We start from the raw sequence: 16,431 nt of genomic DNA on the forward strand, positions 1-16,431 counted from the left end.
AAACTTACAATCGATAATTAAATTTTTAAGTCACTTAATCCCTCCCCTTAGATGCAAATTCAAGGTATAATAGCGCTCATTGAGATCGACTATTATTGTAAAATAATTTGAGTATTTAGCTATTTTATGGTATAAATGTCGCCTTTAAAATTTTCTGAATTGGTCACTCTGTTATTTGCCTTTAGATAACAGTAATGCCAGCTCAACCTTCATATAGTTTTGTTTGGTGCAAAGATGCCGCTTGCTGTGTCCATGCCGCATATTCGCGCAACTTGCCCAGACTGGTATGGGAATACCTCATACCTCATAGATTAGGAGTTCGCCATGTCTAGAGTTTGCCAAGTGACTGGAAAGCGCCCTATGGTGGGTAATAATGTTTCGCACGCGAACAACAAAACCCGTCGTCGCTTCCTACCAAACCTGCAACGTCACCGTTTTTGGGTAGAATCTGAAAACCGTTTTGTCCGTCTACGTGTGTCTACCAAAGGTATGCGTACCATTGATAAACTAGGTATTGATAAAGTGCTAGCTGATCTGCGCGCACAAGGTCAAAAAGTTTAAGCCCAATTTAAACTTAGTGCTCTGCCACTTTTAAAGGAACATTATCATGAGAGATAAAATCAAATTGGTATCAACTGCTGGTACTGGATATTATTATACGACGACTAAGAACAAGCGCACTATGCCTGGCAAAATGGAGATCAAAAAGTTTGATCCTAAAGTTCGCCAGCATGTGATCTTTAAAGAAGCTAAAATCAAATAATCTTCGTTTATTATAAACGTTGATATTTGAACGTAAAAAAGGGTTTATCATTTGATAAACCCTTTTTTATGCGCTACGTTTTATTTTTTCTAGTTCACTTATTTATTTATTCACTTAAGCTAAGTGTTACCTCAAGCTGAATATGCCATCAGCTCAGCTATAAAGGTTCCATCAGCTATAGTGGGTAGGCTCTTTGTCGTAAACATGGGCATGCCACTGGCTCATCTGTTTTTGCATAATGACCTGAATAGCGGCATGAATCATGTGTTGACCAATAGATTGCGTGTCGCTACCCAGTAAGTCTTTTAGCTTATCAGAGAAGTCAATCGTCATCAGCGCTTCATCATCTTTATCCGTATCGCGTAGTAATAGCGTACCGTCATCGGCCTCTATCAGCTCAAGCGTCGTCTCTTTGGCAAACCCTGAAAACGAATCGGTACTATCAGTCTCCACTTCTATCTCATTATCAATGTCGTATGGCATTACATTTTTCCTTATTATCCCGTAGTTTGCTGCCTCGAAAACTAATGATTTAACTTTCTACAGCATTTGGGCAAAACCTTTGTTACTTCATACAATGGACGCTTTAGTTGTCAATTTCAAGGGCGAATGTTCAACGCCAGTAGCGCAGTTTGGCGATGGTAAATAAAAACGCCACAAACATTCCCAGATAATACATAAGCTTGAGCTCTAAAGTCGGATCACGGTATTTAAAAGGCAAGGCTACCGCAGCAGTAGCTGTTGGCAGTATTAGCAGCATCAACAGCCAGTTCTCTATCACATTGAGCCAACCTTCTAAGCCCGTGCCTTTACTCAAGCCAGCAAGTCCTAACAATAAACAAGCGATAATAAGGCTCGTAAAAAGACCATTCGGTAAGTCTTTGGGATAAATAGTATCGGCAATGCGAGTGGGGATGATTTGCATACAAAAAACTCAGTGGTTTTTATGGTCTAAGCCAGTAATGGATGATCGAAAATGAAAAAAGAGTAATGCGTAAGAAAAGACTAGCTATAAGTGCCCATTATCCATAGCAGTGAAATACAAGACGTCAGATAGCCCAAACTTATCGCGTTCCAGCCTTCGATATTAGCGCCATTGATTTTATTAAAAAGCTTCGAGCCTAACCAAAACAGTAAAGGAATGCCTATAACAAACGCGGGAACTAATACCGCAGCATGCAGCATAACCTCGCTTACGTCGTGACCTACTATCAGGCGAAAACCATAACCTGCTAAGCTTAATATTAAGGCGAAAATAGCTAAACCTATGGTGATGCCTTTCGGCACTAAGCTGCGCGCGCTCAAAGTCGCTTCCTTAGAAGTTGACTCAGAATTTATGCTCGGATTGTGGGAATTCGTTTGCGATTCCATAAGTCACCTCAGTTAGCAGTACGATTACAACTCGTTATAGTTATAGCTAGTCCTATCTTAATGGAGGCTTATCGGTATAAAAGCAAGCGTCAAAGCTGATAGAGACTACTGATTTGCCATAGCAAGCTCGGCCCGCATAGCATCGATAGCGACTTTATAATCGTCTTGGTTGAAGATTGCAGAACCGGCGACAAACATATCAGCGCCCGCTTCAGCAATAGCGCGAATATTATTGGCTTTGATACCGCCATCCACTTCTAGCCTGATATCACGGCCGCTAGCGTCGATACGTTGGCGTACTTCTCGTACTTTATCTAACGTGCCTTCAATAAAGGATTGCCCACCAAAACCAGGGTTCACGCTCATAAGCAGAATTTGATCGACCTTGTCCATGACATAATCTAAGTAATGCAGCGGCGTCGCTGGATTGAATACTAAGCCGCACTTAGCGCCGCCGTCTTTGATCAGTTGCAGTGAACGATCGATATGATCGCTAGCTTCAGGATGAAAGGTGATGACATTAGGATTGGCTGCTAAAAACTGCTCAATCATGCCATCAACAGGCGCTACCATTAAATGCACATCGATAGGCGCCTCAATACCATAATCACGCAGTGCCTGACAGATCATGCTACCAAAAGTTAAGTTCGGCACGTAGTGATTATCCATGACATCGAAGTGAATGACGTCGGCCCCTGCTGCCAAGACGGTTTCGACTTCTTCGCCCAATCGAGCAAAGTCAGCGGACAGAATAGAAGGCGCGATTAGATACTGCTTATCCGGACAAATCATAGGAGAGCTACCTAGTTAAGGGGTATTAAAAATAAGAAATAATTTAAGAAGTATTAACGCGGTTTATATTGGGTCTTGCAATAAGCACGGCCAACATCGAAGTCGCGTTTGGCTTCATGCTTAGTATTGCGGCCCGTTACCCGCTCGCGCCATAATCGAAAGGAAGATGGCTTTAGCTTTTGACGCATCAGTTTAATCACCGCTGCCTCATCAAGGCCATAGCTGTGCTCTATCGCGGCAAATGGCGTTCTATCTTCCCATGCCATCTCGATGACCCTTGAAGTCTGTACTTCATCTAGCCCTATATTGCCGTCGGTATCGGTTGGTTGCGTGGCTGTTAGCGCTTGCTCAGCACTGTGAGCGCTGCTGGTCGGCTGCTCGTGCTCCAGCTGCTTTTGCGCTAATGCTGCTGTCATATCGGCTTTCATAGTCTCTAATGACGACTGGGTTTCTGTGTCCGCTGACGTCTCGATCATAAGGTTTGCCTTATATATTATTTATCTAAAGCGCTGCTTTCTCACTTAGCTCAGCTGCGCTTGGCGATAATGATGCCAAATATGATCTTCAATGACTGTTTGAATAAAATAATAACTATGATCATGGCCGGCTTGATAACGTAGCGTCAAAGGCTGCTGCGCGTCTTTGCAAGCTTGTTGTAGCCTTTCGGGCTGCAGCTGCCCCTCGCTCAAGAAGTTATCGGCAGCACCTTGGTCTACTAGCAAGCTGGCATATTGCTGCCCCGCTTCTTCAATAACCTTAGCGGCATCGGCTTGTTGCCATAACGACTTATCGTCACCGAAGTACTCGCTAAAAGCGGCTTGCCCCCAAGCGGAGTCACTAGCTGCGCACACTGGTGATAAAGCTGAGACACTAACGAATTTACTAGGATATTTAAACCCTAATAGCAACGCGCCGTGACCGCCCATAGAGTGGCCGGTGATACCGATACTATTCACTGGAAACTCATTACGCACTAGATCATAAAACTCATCGACGATATAACTTTGCATATTAAAATGCTCTGACCACGGCGCCTGTGTCGCATCGACATAGTAGCTAGCGCCCTGCCCGACAAAGTAACGCTCATCATTTGGCACATCGATATCATCTGTACTGCGCGGCGAGGTATCTGGGGCGATAAAGATAACGCCAAGCTCGCTGCATTTTTGTTGAAAGTGCGCTTTGTGCGTGACATTATCAGCATTACAAGTCAAACCGGATAGATACAGTATCGCCGGACAACGGTGGCCGGCTAGTGCCTCATCTGGCAAATAAATACTAAAAGTCATGGGCGTGTTAGTCGCTGATGACTCATGGCGGTAATAGTGCTGCTCGCCATCGAAGCACCGATTAGCGCTGACTTGCGTCAATTTTGAGCTGACAGATAACTTTTGATTAGAATAATGACTCATCACTGATATCCTTTTATATTTACCGTTTTTATCGTTATATAGTTAGGGCGTGTTATTTAAGTTCCGTTAAAAGCAAACTTACTACTCAAATAATGAGTAAGGAAAGACTTGACCCCTATTATACAAACTATCTGCAGACTATCTATTGGCTTTCTTTAGCTCTTTGTTAAGGGGTGGTGATATCGTAGCCTTGCTTATTAGAGCGTGACACTTTTATTTCGTATCGACCATAGCAGAAGGCTGCAGCGCTCGCTTTTGATCAAATAATACTTGCTCAAAAGCAGGTAGAGCCGTATCCATCAGGCTACCTACTATCATCTGCGGCTCTGATGGCTCAAACCCCATGAATCTTTCGCGCTCTTGTATGCGTAAGCTCGCATCTTTAAAGGCGGCGGCAAAGCTAGTGTTCTCACGCAAGCTCTCAGCAAAGAAGGCTTGACCAAAATAAGTCATCTCAGCGCTATTGGTACAGCCGAATGACATTTTATCCGCTGCTGATGCGGTGATAACCACTGTGGTCGGAGACATCAGCTCGTCGATAAAAGAGCCTGAATAGCAAGCCGATACGACGATGACCCGCCAGCGAATACCGGACTCGTCCAGAGCCGCGCGTAGCCACGCCGACTGCAAATTATCCATCGCCACAGGCGCGTTTGCCAATTGAAGGATATCTTCGTTACCGTGTGATGATAAGGTGAGCAGCAATACATCTTCATCGCTATTCATCTGTTGGCCGATCTTTTTTAGGCTTCGCAAAATACTGGTCTTCGTCGCTATGGGCTCTTCCGTCCAGCTGTAGCGATTATTAATCAAGGATAAAGAGCGCCCACTAGTGCCGAAACGGACATCGAATAGCTCACGAGCATTATTAATCTCAGAGCGGAACACCTCTTGCCCGGCAAAGCCTGCGACGCCCATAAAGTACCATTCCGTCTTCCCCGGGATACTAGCATCGATACTAGCTAAAGCGTTTTGTAGTAGTTCAGGCTGTTTATAAATAGCCGCTTCTTCTAAGATCGGCTCTACAGGTATGGGTTTAAAAATAGGCTGATCGGCGACGTTTTTTTGCCAAATAGTAAGCAGGGCCACAGCCCCTACCAAGACGATAAGGCGCTCCCACCAAGGCGTACGCAAGCGCTGAGAGAAGATCCATAGCAGAGCTAAGGTTTGCCATAAAAACAATATTAAAAATAATATCGGTAAAAGCGAATAGCTCCAATCCGGTAACCAGCCGCGGCTGCCAAAGAACTGCACTAAGCTTTGTAGTAGCGCTGAGATGCTATCTGCTACTAACCACAATACCGCTGGCACGAATAATAAGCTTTGATTTCCGGAGCGCCGCGCTAGAATGATACCCGCTAGCAGAATAATCACCGGCCAAATCAAGTAACTGACTAAGCCTTGTTCATTAAAAACGCTACCACTCTCCGCCGCTAACCAAGAAAAGAGTACATTACTCCCAAGCGCCAAAAAAGCAAATACGGCAAACTGTATAAAGGTAGGCTTCACCCAAGAAAAGGCACGCGTAGAGCCGATCAGCATCCAAAAAGCGGCTATAATATTGGCCGCAAAATTAAGAGAGAAGCGCTGAAGGGAGACGGTTTTTAGGGACGAGAGTGACAAAGACTTAAACCTCTATCGAGTCGGATAAAATAAGATAGGATATACCATTTATAATTGATGACTTATTAGCTTCCTAACATAACGCAATTGTAACGGATTGTCGGTTCAGACCATAAGGCTGATTTGTAAAAACCGCTCTGTTTTCCGTTGTTACCAACCCTAGCTAACCGTAAAGAACCATCCATAAAAACTAATCAAAATAACCATTTACAAAAAAAGAAGACCTCAAACGAGATCTCCTTTTTAGTTAACACTGACAATTCAACTACTCTCAAACTAGCGCATCAATAGCTCGTTGACCCGTTTAAGATAAGCGGCTGGATCTTCTAGCTGACCGCCATCAGCTAGTAACGCTTGATCAAAGATCACTTGCGCCAGCTTGTCAAAACTGTCATCAAACTGCTCGCTGCTATCAAGTCTTTTGATCAGCGGATGCTCAGGATTGACTTCCAAGATAGGCTGAGTGTCTGGTACTTCTTGACCCATCTGCTGCAGCATCTGTATCATTTGCGGCGATAGATCGCCTTCTGAAGTCACTAGTATCGCAGGGCTATCGACTAAGCGATTCGAGACGCGCACATCTTTAGCACGTGAGTTTAAAGCCGTTTTTAGCTTTTCAACCACCGGTTTCATAGTTTCCTGTGCTTTCTCAGCTTCTGCCTTCTCTTCTTCATCCTGCAAGTCGCCTAAGTCAACCGCGCCTTTCGCGATGTTTTGCAGCGGCGTCTCATCGAATGAGGTCAAGAAGTTCATCGCCCACTCATCAACACGGCTAGTCATAAGGATGACTTCGATGCCTTTCTTTTTGAATAGCTCAAGCTGCGGGCTATTTTTGGCAGCGGCTAAGTTATCTGCAGTGAGATAATAGATGGCTTTTTGACCCTCGATCATGCGGCCTTTATAGTCCTCAAAGCTAGTCGCAACTTTGTCATCGGTGCTGGTAGCATAACGAAGCAATTTGGCAATACGCTCTTGATTACCCATGTCCTCGCCTAGACCTTCTTTGATGACATCGCCAAACTCGCTGTAGAACTGAGCGAACTTGTCTTGCTTATCGCTGTCTTCGCTATTGGCTAGGCTTGCGAGCATAGTCAAGACACGGCGCGCGTTACCGTCACGGATAGATTTGACATCGCGCGACTCTTGCAAGAGCTCACGGCTGACGTTGAGTGGCAAATCAGCTGAATCAATCACCCCTTTAACGAAACGCAAGTAGGTTGGCAATAACTGCTCAGCGTCATCCATGATAAACACGCGCTTCACATATAGCTTCAAGCCATGTTGCTGATCGCGGGTGTATAGATCCATTGGTGCTTTTTTGGGTACATATAACAGCTGGGTATATTGCACGCGACCTTCTACGCGGTTATGCGTCCAAGTGAGCGGTTCATCCATGTCATAACTGATGTTTTTATAAAAATCGACATACTCATCATCTTCAATTTCAGAGGCAGATCGCGTCCAGAGCGCACTGGCTTTATTGATGGTCTCCCACTCGTCGGTCAAGACCATCTCGCCGCCTGCTGGCGCATCACTATCATCACCTTCCTCTTTAACATCTTCTTGCCAGACTTCTTTACGCATCTGAATCGGTAAGCTGATATGGTCTGAGTACTTATTAACCAGACGCTTAATCTTAGCACGGTCCAGATAATTATCTTCGCCCTCGGTATATTCTTCTTTTAGATGCAAGGTGATGCTCGTCCCGCGAGCCTCTTTAGTGATGGTCTCAACCGTAAAGCTACCGCTGCCATCAGAGATCCAGCGTACACCCTTGTCCGCTGGCTCACCGGCTTTGCGTGTTTCAACGCTAATAGTATCGGCAACGATAAAACCGGAGTAGAAACCAACGCCAAATTGACCGATTAATTGGCCGTCTTGCTTTTGTGACTCAGAGAGTTTGTCCAAGAACGCTTTGGTGCCCGATTTGGCAATAGTCCCTAAGTTCTCTATCGCATCGGTTTCATTCATGCCGATGCCGTTATCGGTAAAGGTGATGGTTTTGGCGTCCGCGTCTACAGCGATGCGAATTTTTAGCTCGCCATCGTCTTCATACAGGCTGTCGTCGTTAGTGGCTTCAAAACGCAGCTTATCGCAAGCATCAGAGGCGTTTGAGACCAGCTCACGCACAAAGATGTCAGCGTTTGAGTACAGCGAATGCGTCACTAAATGTAGTAGCTGGGCGACTTCCGCCTCAAAACTATGTTTTTTTAATTCTGGGTTGTTGTTGTCTTCACTCATAAAAAACTCCTTTATTGGAAAATTGAGATTAGCGTCAAACAGTAGCACTAAATGAGAGTCTCAAACTAAGAGTCACAAATAGTGCTAGGCTGTTTATACTAATAGGGTCGCGACCAGATATTTCAAGTTTAAAAGCCTTGTTATAAAAAAGTTAGACAAAAAAACACCGCCCAAGTTTCCTTAGGCGGTGTGGTTAATTCTTAAAATATTTTGATTTAAAAGCTAATTATCAACTACAAACAGCTTGGCAAATCACGAGCAGGATCGCTATCACGAGCGGCTAGCGCATCTTCGACTGTTAATCCAAGCGCTTTGGCAACGCCTGCGCCGTAAGCCGGATCACACCAGTTACAGTTGCGAATATGACGATACTTAATAAAGTCTAGTGCATCGCCCATCGCTCTTGCGGTATTGTCAAACAGTACTTGCTGTTGCTCGTCATTCATCAGCTTAAATAGCGCGCGCGGCTGACTAAAGTAGTCGCTATCGTCCTCGCGGAAGTCATAATGCTCGGCGTAACCATCTACTTTTAGAGGCGGCTCAGCATATTGCGGCTGCTCTTGCCACTGCTCAAAGCTGTTTGGGGTATAGTGCGGACGGCCGCCGTAGTTATCATCGACACGCATAAGACCATCGCGCTGGTTACTAGTCACCGGACAAGTAGGTTTATTCACCGGAATATGCTTATGGTTGACCCCAACGCGGTAGCGCTGGGCATCAGCATAGCTATACAGACGCGCTTGCAGCATACGATCTGGAGAGGCACTGATACCAGGTACGAGATTGTTCGGGGCAAAAGCCGCTTGCTCGACATCAAGATGATAGTTGTCTGAGTTTTTATTGAGCTCAAACTCGCCCACTTCGATTAGCGGATAGTCGCCTTTGGGCCAGACTTTGCTTAGGTCAAAGGGATGGTACGGTACTTTATCAGCCTCCTCTTCTGGCATGATTTGTACGTACATTTTCCACTTCGGGAAGTCGCCATTATCGATAGCATTTAGCAAGTCTTCTTGATGGCTTTCACGATTGCTAGCGATAATATCAGCGGCTTCAGCATCGGTTAGGTTTTTGATACCTTGCTGAGTGACAAAGTGGAATTTGACCCAAAAGCGCTCATTATCGCTATTGATAAAGCTATAAGTATGCGAGCCAAAGCCGTGCATGTTCCGATAAGAGGCTGGAATACCGCGATCGCTCATAGTAATGGTTACTTGATGCAAAGATTCTGGCAATAAGGTCCAAAAGTCCCAGTTATTGGTCGCTGAGCGCATATTAGTACGCGGATCACGCTTCACCGCTTTGTTCAGATCTGGGAACTTACGCGGATCACGCACGAAAAATACCGGCGTATTATTACCGACCATATCCCAAATACCTTGCTCAGTATAAAACTTCAAGGCAAAACCGCGAATATCACGCTCAGCATCAGCGGCGCCGCGCTCGCCAGCTACCGTACTAAAGCGCGCAAACATCGGCGTCTGCTTACCGACTTCGTCAAAGATACCGGCGCGAGTATATTTCGTGATGTCATTAGTCACGGTAAACGTACCAAAGGCACCAGAGCCTTTGGCGTGCATACGGCGCTCGGGAATAATTTCGCGATTCAGATCAGCTAGCTTTTCATTCAGCCATAGGTCTTCAGCTAATAATGGCCCGCGCTTGCCAGCGGTTTTACTGTTTTCATTATCAACAACAGGCGCACCATTACTCATAGTGAGCGGCGTTGAATCATAGGGGCATTTTTTATCATTCATTTTATCACTCATGGGATTATTCCTTTAAATAGTCAGTCAAAGTATATTAGTCAAAGTATAAGCACTCTTTGGCTCTCTAACGCTTGCTTAAAATCTCATTGCTAGTGCTTATTACACCTTAACCACTGTTATTTGTATAATGAATTAATTGTATCCTTTCGTTTTATTTTAATAATCATCACGCTAGATTGTTCTGATTGACATAAGCAGCCCTTTATTTTATACCATAAGAAAGGACAGCGTAGAAGCTGTCCTTAAGAGTACTGACAAGGGTAAAAGTGAGTAGCTTAGCTGCTGAATCAGCTAGCCATCATCAACTGGGCATCGGGCGAATAGTAAGGATTTGCTCGCTACGCCCAAACGGCCCATGCACATCATGCAGCACCGCGCTGGTTAAGCCAATACCATCGCTGCCATATTGCTGTACCGCTTCTATCCCTAGCCATTGACCCTTTGGCTCTCGGTGCATATGGATTTGCAGATCGGTATTAGGGAATATCCACTCTAACTTTGTCAGCCCAAGACCCAGTCTTTGCACCACTCCATTCGCCGTATCGACCATCCCTAATAGTTTCACTAAATCGCTGGTCGGCTCGCCTTCGATCATATCAGTCTCATTAGTAATCCACACCATACCTTTGCCAGAACGGCGATCCGCTTCAGCGACTAAATTAACCGTTTCAATAAAACCACCCGGCCATTGCTTCATGCCTTCCCAAACTGGCAGCGCTTCGGGTTGATGCATGGCTGGCGCATCCTCAAGACCTGCGATCTCGCTAGTGTCTTGGGTGAGTAGTCGCCAAGCGCGCGCAATGATACAATCGCGGCCGCGACTAGTCATCACCGCTTCGATAAGCTCAATGGTTTTGCCGGGTCGAATACAGCGGGTGGTAATCGTAAAGTCGCTAAGCGGAATCAATCCCAAAATATCAAGACTAATACGGGCGATACGCATATTGTCTTGCGGATTGAAATGGTTCAGCTCATAAGTGAGCAGCCCTGTCGCTGGCGCCATGTGCTGTTCATGCTCGTTCCAAGCGCCTTGAACATTTTTGGTCGGTTGATAATAAGCGATACAAGTGCCATCTGGCTGCTGCTCGCGTTTGCTAAAGTGGTAATACGCTGACATAGCTGTCCTATATTTTTATTTGCATTTCCGTTTGGCTATTACGGCACCTGTATTTTAGTGCCTTTAGTACCTTATTGACTAAGTTCTTGCTTCCTTAATTTGAGAATATGACGCGCTTTAGTAATAAAAAAAAGTAAAAATATCATCAGTGCCGTTAGCGCCGCATAAAAGAAGCTTTTGACTTGCATAAACTGAATAATATTCATCGCAAGTATGGCGATAACCACCGCTGTGACCAACCAGTTGATCTTTAGTTGCTTATTGACCTCAGCGAGACTAGCTTCCGCCAATACAAATTTCGCTCTACCTTTTTTCATCCTATTTGCTCTTTATCAAGATTTGAATTGCTTTTTATTAATTTTTTAAGTAGTTAAAGGTTATGAACGGTTATCTACAACTACTATCCGTTGGCTCTTACTTCCCGACCTCAGTCACTGGAATACGTAAAGCTTTTGGTAGACTGAAAGTGACATTCTCTTCAATACCAGAGAGCTCATCAGGCTGCTTGCCGCCCCAATCTTGTAATTGCTGTAGTACCTCTTGGATGAGAATTTCAGGAGCTGAAGCGCCCGCCGTCACCCCTACCGCTTCTACGCCATCGAACCAAGCTTGCTTCATTTCGCTAGCGTTATCAATGAGATAGGCCTTACAATTCATGCGCTCGGCAAGCTCACGTAGACGGTTGGAGTTCGATGAGTTGGGCGAGCCTACGACTAGCACTACCTCACAGCGACCCGCTAAGTCCTTGACTGCATCTTGTCGGTTTTGAGTGGCATAGCAGATATCATCTTTTCGCGGCCCTTGAATGCTTGGGAACTTATTGCGAAGCGCGTCTATCACTCTTGCGGTATCGTCCATTGATAAGGTCGTTTGGGTGACAAAAGCTAAGCGCTCAGCGTCTCTTACGCTAAGGTCTTCGACATCTTTTTCATCCTCTACCAGATGAATATGGCCACCATGCCCTCGATTGAAGCGGCCCATAGTGCCCTCGACTTCTGGGTGTCCTGCATGCCCAATCAGTACCGCATCCATCCCTTCGTGGGCGAACTTCGCCACCTCGATATGTACTTTCGTCACTAACGGACAGGTGGCATCGAACACAGTAAGATCGCGGCGACTGGCTTCATCTTCGACCGCTTTTGACACCCCATGCGCAGAAAAGATTACAATAGCGCCATCAGGCACCTCATCTAGCTCCTCGACGAATACCGCGCCACGATTGGCTAAGTCTGAGACCACAAACTTATTATGCACCACCTCATGGCGCACATAAATGGGCGGCTCGAAACGAGTCAGCGCTTCGTTGACAATCGCAATAGCGCGATCCACGCCAGCACAAAACCCGCGTGGATTGGCAAGATAAATTTGCATAAGACAGCCTATCATTAGATAATTTAGAATCAGTGGTTAAGCACTTAAGATCAGTGCTCAAACTTAAATTAGTGCTTAAATCATTGCTTATCGTTGTTATCAGGGCACAAATACATAGATTCAACGCACCCACCCCTACTTTATCATAATATATTCTCATTACGCTTTAAAATGCTATCGTATCAGTATTATAATTGCCGACGCTATTATCTACTCTATTGAAAAAAACACTTATCATTACTTTATTGGGATACTTATGACAGGCTCACTGTTTATTATTACCGCGGCCTCTGGTACCGGTAAAACCTCTTTGGTTAAGCAGCTACTTGCGACCACTAATGACTTGACTGTCAGCATCTCTCACACTACTCGTGCGCCTCGTCCAGGTGAGATCGATGGTCATCATTATCATTTTATCGACAAAGAGGTATTTACTACCGCTATTGGCGAAGGCAAATTTTTAGAGCATGCTGAGGTATTTGGCAACTACTATGGCACTGCAGAGGCAAGCGTACGAGCACAGCTAGAGGCGGGTATCGATGTGATATTGGAGATTGATTGGCAAGGGGCGCTGCAAGTCAAAAAGATATTTACCGATGCCACTATGATCTTTATCTTACCGCCTAGCCTCTCAACCCTACGCCAGCGCTTAGCGGGCCGGGCTCAAGACAGCGCTGAGGTAATCGAGCAGCGTCTTGCCGGCGCCGTTACTGAGATGGCGCAATATGTACATTTTGACTTCGTGATTATTAATGATAACTTTGAAGTGGCGCTAACTGAGCTTAAAGCCATAATCGTCGCTGACAGACAAACGCTTAATCGTCAGCAACGCCATCATCGCCGTATTATCAACGCTTTGCTGACTAATGAGAGCGAAGTATAGCCTTAGCTCCGCTTTTAAGTACGGCTCAAGTGCTAATATTCTAATTGTTAGTGTCTTACGTATCAGTGGCTTATGTAATAACAGCTTATGTAATAATAGCTTAAGTGATAATAGCGACTTTAAGGTTTCGATAACCTAGTATAAAAGCTATGACGCGACTGGCGAAAAAATGCTATAATAGCCAGTTACTTCCCCTATATCTTTCTATATTTCTGCTCCTATACATTAGCAGGCGACCTATTGGTATATTATTTATAACATCGATACTATCTGCTAATCATAAATCACTGAGGTAATTAACTATGGCACGTGTCACGATTGAAGATTGCTTAGAGAATGTAGACAACCGTTTTGAGCTGGTACTTGTCGCTAGCAAACGCGCTCGCCAACTGGCAAAAGGTATTGCTGAGCCACTCGTTGAAGTCGATAATGACAAGCCAACGGTGTTGGCACTGCGTGAGATCGCCGCTGGCAAAATCACCCGCGATATCCTAAACCAACCTGAGCATAGCTTTGCCACTAGCTCATTGGATCTAGCTTTATCAGGCGATCATAGCTTTTAAAAAATCTTATAAAGATAGGCTTTTTTAAGCTAAAATAGCTGCTGATACACCCGCATAGCGCTATAAAACCACAGTACTAAGCTGTGGTTTTTATGATTTAAAAAACTGTTTTTTGCTATTTACAGAGTGAATGCGCTTAGTGGTTGACATTGTAGGTAATTTACGATTAATTAGAGGGTGGAGAACCAAACTCGTCTTGGAGTTTATTTTATTCATTTCTGGTCTTTTTGTTTAGCAAAACAATAGCCGCTAAATCCATTGCCAAGCTATAGGCGCCCAATGATAGGCGCTCAGTTATAGGACAATCCTGTATGAGCCAAACCCTTCCCAAGCTCAGTCATCGTTTAGTGGACGAGGCTCAATATAATTTGCTGCGCTCGGTTGGGTACTTAAGTAGTGACGATCGCCGTGACATTATCGATGCTTGTGAGTTCGGTGATATCGCTCATATCAAGGACAAACGCAAATCAGGTGAGCCTTATATTACCCACCCTATTGCTGTTGCTGAGATTTTGGCGGGTTTTCGTTTAGACAGAGATACGATTATTGCCGCGATTTTGCACGATACGGTTGAAGATACCGACGTAACTGGCGAACAGATTGAGCAGCGTTATGGCAAAGTGGTCGCTAAATTAGTTGATGGTGTCACTAAGCTTAAATCTTCAAAATATAACAAACAGCAAAACAAAGCGGCGACCTTTCATAAGATCCTGACTGCCACCTTGTTAGATCCGCGTGTCTTAATTATCAAGCTATCCGATCGTCTGCACAATATGTCAACGCTCGATGCAGTCAGCTCTGAAAAGCAGCGTGCCACCGCGCAAGAGACCTTAGATTTTTATGTGCCCTTCGCACGCTTAATGGGCATCAACGATATTGCTGATTATATTGAGGTGCTCTGCTACCGTAATCTTAATCCAGTGATGTATAACAAGCTCTCTGATAAGCTGTTGCAACATGGTCTTGGACGTAATTTTCAAAAAGAAGCTATCCACCGTTATCTGATTGTGGTATTAAACAATTTGGAATTAAATGGTCACGTCAAGATCCTAGACAATCGTGTGACGATGTACCGTCAATTCTTTCGTAACCGCGGTGAGATTAGTGCCTTACTTCGACATTATTCCTTTGAGATTGTCCTCGATACAGTAGAGGCTTGTGACAAGCTGGCTTATTACCTTATCAAAAAATATCAAATCGAAGACGCCCATATTCAAGACAATATTCGCCGCCCACTGCCAGGCGGCAATCAATCTTTGACCTTGTTTTATGAGCGTGACAATGACTGTATCAAAGTAATCATCATGACCAAAAAGATGCAGCATGCAGCACGTCTAGGCGTGATCGGCGCTGAGCACGCCTCTGATGTCAGTCAATCGGTGATTCAGGCCTCACTACGCAATATGAAAGAGCTGGTTGATGAAGAAACCTTGAGTGAGAATAACCCTGACTTTACGGCCGCGGTGTCTACTATTAATGAGCTGATGGACTATCTGCATTCTAGCAAGATCCTCTGCTATAGTCCGCAAGGTCGGGCTTATGAGCTACCGCAAGGCGCAACCGCGCTCGACTTTGCTTATGCCGTCGGTCCCATGGTCGGTAATGTCGCAGTCGGTGCTAATATAGACAATGAAAAAGCCAAACTCGGTACAGTAGTCAAAAACGGACAGTTAGTCGAAATCGAAGTCGATAGTGACTCTGAACCTAAAGCGGAGTGGCTTGGGTTTGTGGTAACTAATAAGGCTCGTGAAGAAATTCTACGCTGGTTTAAAGACTTAACAACGAGTGAAAAACAGCGTCATGGACAACAAGCGCTAGATCGCGCACTAAAAACTTATAATAAAAGCTTAGATGACTTGCACGACTGTGAGTGGGATAACCTACTTGAGTGGCGTGGTCTCAACGATAAAAATACCCTGTTTGAGCAAATAAGCTCTGGCACCTTATTGCCGCAGCTCGTCGTATCACGCTTATTCAGCGATGAGATGGCAAGTTTGCAAGCGGTTGGCAATGAAGCCTCGCAGCCGCAACAACTGATCGTCAATACTGCTGGTGTTGAGCTTGATTTTGCCAATTGTTGTCATCCTATTTATGGCGACCCTATTGTTGGCCACTTATCACGGCATGGATTAGTGGCACATCGGCATAAGTGTTTTTCGCTAGATGATATACGTAAGGACAATCCTTACCAAATCATTCAGCTAAGGTGGCGCGATGATAAAGCGATTAAACAAAACGAATCTGATGATGTCAGTAATAAGATACGCTTTCCAGCTTATCTCAAGCTCTCCATTTCGCTAAGCGATGAGCAAATCAGCGAAGTGGTTTATCATCTGCGCCAGTTAAACATCGGTGTAGAAACGATCGATGTGCGTAATAGTGATACTATCGTCCATGTAGTTGTTCGCAGCCGTGTGCACTTAGCCCAAGGTATACGTGAGCTCAGATCGCTGTTAGGTTTCCCTAATATTATGCGGCTGTACCAGCTATAACAAATTTATCCAAATAACTTCACCACTATCGACTTAA

17 protein-coding genes are annotated in these 16,431 nt (G+C 44.9%); 5 read left to right on the plus strand and 12 right to left on the minus strand.

Annotation, left to right across the window (positions count from 1 at the left end; translation table 11 throughout):
* The first annotated feature begins 324 nt into the window (after window positions 1-324).
* Window positions 325-561: a 50S ribosomal protein L28 gene (gene rpmB, locus ACTXGJ_RS03490; RefSeq protein ID WP_443565143.1), complete on the plus strand. Its 237-nt coding sequence runs from the start codon at window positions 325-327 to the stop codon at window positions 559-561.
* A gap of 46 nt (window positions 562-607) precedes the next feature.
* Window positions 608-763: a 50S ribosomal protein L33 gene (rpmG, locus tag ACTXGJ_RS03495; protein WP_010201403.1), complete on the plus strand. Its 156-nt coding sequence runs from the start codon at window positions 608-610 to the stop codon at window positions 761-763.
* A gap of 171 nt (window positions 764-934) precedes the next feature.
* On the opposite strand, the gene ACTXGJ_RS03500 is transcribed toward rpmG, so the two are convergent.
* From ACTXGJ_RS03500 to ispH, 12 genes are all read right to left on the minus strand, one after another.
* The gene (locus ACTXGJ_RS03500) at window positions 935-1,246 is read right to left on the minus strand and encodes a hypothetical protein (protein ID WP_443565144.1); all 312 of its coding nucleotides are present in this window, start codon (window positions 1,244-1,246) and stop codon (window positions 935-937) included.
* Between the two features lie 130 nt (window positions 1,247-1,376).
* Window positions 1,377-1,688, minus strand: a complete 312-nt coding sequence (locus ACTXGJ_RS03505; protein WP_443565145.1) for a hypothetical protein — start codon at window positions 1,686-1,688, stop codon at window positions 1,377-1,379.
* Window positions 1,689-1,768: 80 nt separating this feature from the next.
* A complete protein-coding gene (locus ACTXGJ_RS03510; protein WP_443565146.1) occupies window positions 1,769-2,134 on the minus strand; it encodes a hypothetical protein in 366 nt (121 codons plus the stop codon).
* A 105-nt stretch (window positions 2,135-2,239) separates the two neighbouring features.
* Window positions 2,240-2,926 (minus strand): ribulose-phosphate 3-epimerase, encoded by a 687-nt coding sequence (gene rpe, locus ACTXGJ_RS03515; RefSeq protein WP_443565147.1) that lies wholly within the window; start codon window positions 2,924-2,926, stop codon window positions 2,240-2,242.
* A 53-nt stretch (window positions 2,927-2,979) separates the two neighbouring features.
* Complete coding sequence (locus ACTXGJ_RS03520) at window positions 2,980-3,231, minus strand: TIGR03643 family protein (RefSeq protein WP_443565240.1); 252 nt, start codon at window positions 3,229-3,231, stop codon at window positions 2,980-2,982.
* A 216-nt stretch (window positions 3,232-3,447) separates the two neighbouring features.
* Window positions 3,448-4,338 carry an S-formylglutathione hydrolase gene (gene fghA / locus ACTXGJ_RS03525; protein ID WP_443565148.1) on the minus strand — a complete coding sequence of 297 codons (891 nt, stop codon included), beginning with the start codon at window positions 4,336-4,338 and terminating at the stop codon, window positions 3,448-3,450.
* A gap of 213 nt (window positions 4,339-4,551) precedes the next feature.
* A complete protein-coding gene (locus ACTXGJ_RS03530; protein ID WP_443565149.1) occupies window positions 4,552-5,961 on the minus strand; it encodes a C13 family peptidase in 1,410 nt (469 codons plus the stop codon).
* Between the two features lie 276 nt (window positions 5,962-6,237).
* A complete protein-coding gene (htpG, locus tag ACTXGJ_RS03535) occupies window positions 6,238-8,202 on the minus strand; it encodes a molecular chaperone HtpG (protein ID WP_443565150.1) in 1,965 nt (654 codons plus the stop codon).
* 233 nt (window positions 8,203-8,435) lie between these two features.
* Window positions 8,436-9,956, minus strand: coding sequence for a catalase (locus ACTXGJ_RS03540; RefSeq protein WP_443565241.1), 1,521 nt, complete (start codon window positions 9,954-9,956; stop codon window positions 8,436-8,438).
* 313 nt (window positions 9,957-10,269) lie between these two features.
* Entirely contained in the window at window positions 10,270-11,085 is an 816-nt protein-coding gene (locus tag ACTXGJ_RS03545) for a thioesterase family protein (protein ID WP_443565151.1), read from the minus strand.
* Between the two features lie 71 nt (window positions 11,086-11,156).
* Window positions 11,157-11,402 carry a hypothetical protein gene (locus tag ACTXGJ_RS03550; protein WP_439241548.1) on the minus strand — a complete coding sequence of 82 codons (246 nt, stop codon included), beginning with the start codon at window positions 11,400-11,402 and terminating at the stop codon, window positions 11,157-11,159.
* A gap of 97 nt (window positions 11,403-11,499) precedes the next feature.
* Window positions 11,500-12,456, minus strand: coding sequence for a 4-hydroxy-3-methylbut-2-enyl diphosphate reductase (ispH, locus tag ACTXGJ_RS03555; RefSeq protein WP_443565152.1), 957 nt, complete (start codon window positions 12,454-12,456; stop codon window positions 11,500-11,502).
* 256 nt (window positions 12,457-12,712) lie between these two features.
* Between ispH and gmk the strand changes: the two genes are divergently transcribed.
* The 3 genes from gmk (at window position 12,713) to ACTXGJ_RS03570 (ending at window position 16,394) form a co-directional block, all read left to right on the plus strand.
* Window positions 12,713-13,339, plus strand: a complete 627-nt coding sequence (gmk, locus tag ACTXGJ_RS03560; RefSeq protein WP_439241552.1) for a guanylate kinase — start codon at window positions 12,713-12,715, stop codon at window positions 13,337-13,339.
* Between the two features lie 302 nt (window positions 13,340-13,641).
* Complete coding sequence (rpoZ, locus tag ACTXGJ_RS03565) at window positions 13,642-13,902, plus strand: DNA-directed RNA polymerase subunit omega (protein WP_353102829.1); 261 nt, start codon at window positions 13,642-13,644, stop codon at window positions 13,900-13,902.
* 311 nt (window positions 13,903-14,213) lie between these two features.
* Entirely contained in the window at window positions 14,214-16,394 is a 2,181-nt protein-coding gene (locus ACTXGJ_RS03570) for a RelA/SpoT family protein (protein WP_443565153.1), read from the plus strand.
* The last annotated feature ends 37 nt before the right edge of the window (window positions 16,395-16,431 follow it).

Source organism: Psychrobacter sp. 1Y11 (genome assembly GCF_052259045.1).
Classification (GTDB): Bacteria; Pseudomonadota; Gammaproteobacteria; order Pseudomonadales; family Moraxellaceae; genus Psychrobacter.

What these genes read in the sequence shown, in the direction of transcription:
- rpmB (WP_443565143.1), top strand. Translation starts at nt 325, where the DNA reads ATGTCTAGAGTTTGCCAAGTGACTGGAAAGCGCCCTATGGTGGGTAAT.
- rpmG (WP_010201403.1), top strand. Translation starts at nt 608, where the DNA reads ATGAGAGATAAAATCAAATTGGTATCAACTGCTGGTACTGGATATTAT.
- ACTXGJ_RS03500 (WP_443565144.1), bottom strand. Translation starts at nt 1,246, where the DNA reads ATGCCATACGACATTGATAATGAGATAGAAGTGGAGACTGATAGTACC.
- ACTXGJ_RS03505 (WP_443565145.1), bottom strand. Translation starts at nt 1,688, where the DNA reads ATGCAAATCATCCCCACTCGCATTGCCGATACTATTTATCCCAAAGAC.
- ACTXGJ_RS03510 (WP_443565146.1), bottom strand. Translation starts at nt 2,134, where the DNA reads ATGGAATCGCAAACGAATTCCCACAATCCGAGCATAAATTCTGAGTCA.
- rpe (WP_443565147.1), bottom strand. Translation starts at nt 2,926, where the DNA reads ATGATTTGTCCGGATAAGCAGTATCTAATCGCGCCTTCTATTCTGTCC.
- fghA (WP_443565148.1), bottom strand. Translation starts at nt 4,338, where the DNA reads ATGAGTCATTATTCTAATCAAAAGTTATCTGTCAGCTCAAAATTGACG.
- htpG (WP_443565150.1), bottom strand. Translation starts at nt 8,202, where the DNA reads ATGAGTGAAGACAACAACAACCCAGAATTAAAAAAACATAGTTTTGAG.
- ACTXGJ_RS03540 (WP_443565241.1), bottom strand. Translation starts at nt 9,956, where the DNA reads ATGAATGATAAAAAATGCCCCTATGATTCAACGCCGCTCACTATGAGT.
- ACTXGJ_RS03545 (WP_443565151.1), bottom strand. Translation starts at nt 11,085, where the DNA reads ATGTCAGCGTATTACCACTTTAGCAAACGCGAGCAGCAGCCAGATGGC.
- ACTXGJ_RS03550 (WP_439241548.1), bottom strand. Translation starts at nt 11,402, where the DNA reads ATGAAAAAAGGTAGAGCGAAATTTGTATTGGCGGAAGCTAGTCTCGCT.
- ispH (WP_443565152.1), bottom strand. Translation starts at nt 12,456, where the DNA reads ATGCAAATTTATCTTGCCAATCCACGCGGGTTTTGTGCTGGCGTGGAT.
- gmk (WP_439241552.1), top strand. Translation starts at nt 12,713, where the DNA reads ATGACAGGCTCACTGTTTATTATTACCGCGGCCTCTGGTACCGGTAAA.
- rpoZ (WP_353102829.1), top strand. Translation starts at nt 13,642, where the DNA reads ATGGCACGTGTCACGATTGAAGATTGCTTAGAGAATGTAGACAACCGT.
- ACTXGJ_RS03570 (WP_443565153.1), top strand. Translation starts at nt 14,214, where the DNA reads ATGAGCCAAACCCTTCCCAAGCTCAGTCATCGTTTAGTGGACGAGGCT.